Source organism: Pseudomonas sp. P4_D7, from assembly GCF_056401755.1.
The window spans coordinates 1-2,739 of record NZ_JBFUIR010000126.1; the positions used below are offsets into that span (position 1 = coordinate 1).

The 2,739-nt window shown below is 52.0% G+C and carries 3 protein-coding genes and 1 pseudogene; all 4 read left to right on the forward strand.

The genetic code is table 11. The features are described 5' to 3' along the window. On the forward strand, positions 1-404 hold a 404-nt coding region (locus tag AC1DVF_RS28900; protein WP_477783583.1), incomplete at its 5' end, for a TNT domain-containing protein. Positions 405-876: 472 nt separating this feature from the next. Continuing rightward, a complete protein-coding gene (locus tag AC1DVF_RS28905; RefSeq protein ID WP_477783584.1) occupies positions 877-1,143 on the forward strand; it encodes a hypothetical protein in 267 nt (88 codons plus the stop codon). Further along, entirely contained in the window at positions 1,140-1,634 is a 495-nt protein-coding gene (locus tag AC1DVF_RS28910) for a hypothetical protein (RefSeq protein WP_477783585.1), read from the forward strand. The genes AC1DVF_RS28905 and AC1DVF_RS28910 overlap by 4 nt, the downstream gene beginning before the upstream one ends. Before the next feature lie 843 nt (positions 1,635-2,477). Next, a pseudogene (locus tag AC1DVF_RS28915) lies at positions 2,478-2,739 on the forward strand (hypothetical protein); the annotation flags it as partial.

A 2,739-nucleotide genomic window follows, 5' to 3' on the forward strand; every position in this document is an offset into this window, starting at 1 on the left:
GGGTTATAGACGCGGAAGCCGGTGGATCGTCGCAATACGAACAATATCGCCTTCCAACTGGGGACTGGAACTGGYCGGCAAACAACGGTGCGGTGCCAAATACTACCGCTAGCTTCACCCTCGACGCAGGAGCGACCATTGATCGCATAGGGGGGACTGGTGGAGCTTACTTGTCTCCAGTGGGCACGCCGCTGACTGAGCGAGCTTTGGCGCCAGGTTCCTTCGCCGACCCCTATAATCAGTATGTGGTTCTTAAGCCATTCATCGTAGAGCAATCTAGTGTTGCCCCGGCATTCGGCGAGGCTGGAAATGGAGTGCAATACAAAATTCCAGAAGTGACGCCTGGCCAGAAAGTGACTGTTCAAGATCTTATAGACAATGGCTACTTGGGTAAAAAGCAATGATCCGACTTGGCTCAGACACCACCGGTACTTCGAATATCGCCTGCTCTGAGCGGGGGATCTGCGCGGCTCTTACGACATGAGTTGGAGCATCGCTAGAGACGCCCAATTGGTTCGATACTTCGAACAAGAAAACGTTTGGTCCAAAAAGTGGGAGCCAGTCACTGGTGAGTTTGCTACTGTTGTTGACCACAGAGGCGAAGAGCTGAAGCTTCCCATATGGGAAGCTACATTTAAAGGTACGCGCAAGCGATTCGCTGCAGATGAAGTATCAAACAGTGTGTGGATCTTCGCACTACCCGAGTGTTGATCGGCTCTGCTCGCCAGAAAAGTGAGCGGGACGGGCGTACGGGTTGACTCGCCATTGGCGAGATGGCGATGAGGATCATCGACAGTTGCACCTAGCGGATCGAGTGGATTGAACCCGAAACCGGGGCGCTACTCAAATCTGGGGGGCGTCGCTGGAGCATGTGTCGTGGAAACAATGTTAGCCGTACTCTTTGGAATTCTCACATCAGGACGAAATATCGAGAATCCGTCGCTGCGTCACTACTTTTTCAGCTTTGTGGGTGGCGTAATCTTTGTCTTGGTTGCAATCTTCTTGATTGAGGGAACCGGTTCAGGTTTTTCTAAGGCATTTTCGTCTCTGGCCCATGATTTTTTCCCTGGCGGCCTTGTTGCTTCGTTGATTGGGGGCATCGCCGGCACTTCGATCTTCTGGTTTCCCCGGAGTGGCGATTGAAAGAAGAGAAGGCGACGAATGTGTGCAGAGAGGCTGGGCGCAGAATCAAGATTATCCTGTCGAGGTTGACCTTTAGGCGGATCATGATTGTGCTCATAGCGCTCTCTGTCGTTGCCGCTAACCTGTGGGGCATAGTGTCTGGCGGATACAAGAGAGGGTTTGAAGAATCGGCACGCGACTCGGACCGGCGCATGGGCCATATGTCGCAGCTTCTAACGAAGCTTAAGAAAGACGGTGATGACTTTGATGTTGTTTTCAAAAGTTCAAAGAGTGGACAGGCCTACATTGACGTGAGAATCGTTCGATCTGAGTGGGATCGTTCTACTGGAAACGATCTGATCGGCGCCCTCGATAGCCAAGGGTGGTCAATAAATAAAAAAAATGGTACCACCTGTCGTGATGATGCAACGATCAGCATCTCTAAGGGCGAGAGCTATGTGAGCGTCGTAATGGATTATTCGAATGCTAGTATTGCGCGTTGCTCACCTTAAGGCCACGTACGTCTCGTCCGTGACATGTCTTTTTMGGCCTAACGATGGATTGCCACAGCTGCGCAGTTTTCGTGCTTCGCTTAGCCAGTGCTCGCGACAGTAGCGTCGAAGCGTTGACTTTTGCATCCTCGAAGGCGGGAAAGCCCACTGCGTATCAGCGCCCGAACAGCAGAATGCGTTCGTCGAGTCGGCGTCCTTGGGTAAAGATTCCATCGGAGAGTCGTAGATGTTTTCATTAAGACGCAGCTGCATCACCGAGTCCTGCAGCCCAGAACGGATAGTTGTGAAAAATATCGCCACTTGGCGCTTGGCCCTCTTCGCTGCAATCGTACTTGTAGCCCTAGCTGGTTGCGCTCAGTTGCGCTCTTACAAAGAGCCCACGGAAGGCTCCCGAGCTCGCGTGCGCATCGTCGGGAATCAGCCACTCCTGTACAGCCACAAGACGTGTGATCGCGACGATATGAAATTGGAGGGGTTCGCGTATTTTGGAAGCAAACGTCACGATCTCGATATGCCTTACCCACCAAGTGAGGCCTCCGACGCCGGCGTCCCCCGCCTTCAGTAGCGGTCCGATCTTGAGTCCGGGATTAATGTGACTGTTTCGCGTAGGCAGCGGGAGTCAGTCCGCCAAGTGCTTTCTGAGGCACTATTCTCACCGGCGCTAATGGATGAGTTCTTGAATCGAGATATCCGCAATACGTGAGCAAGTAGGGAAAGGATTGATGGCGGGCTTAAAGGTCTCTTTCGATGTGTAAGTCCAACGAGGAAGTAGTTTTCCGTTGACAATCCCAGCTTCAACGCGGCGATTCAGAAGGGTGTGAATAAGTACCTATGAGGTAAATAATGAAGATGAATGCGCGTATGGCAAGCCTGTTGGAAGTCTCGTCACTTGCTGATCCTATTCATCCTTCGCTTCAGGAGATCGTGGATCACGGTTTTGTCCGTGTCGACGATTGCCGCTTAATCGTCGGCCTGCTGCCTGAATCTACGAATGTCACAAGGTTTAGTTTTCCTGACCGTACAGGTTACGAGTGCTTCATCAATTCGGTTCACGTTGAAGACTATGGTGACCAAAATCCACTTGGCCAGGCCTACGAGCTCGTCA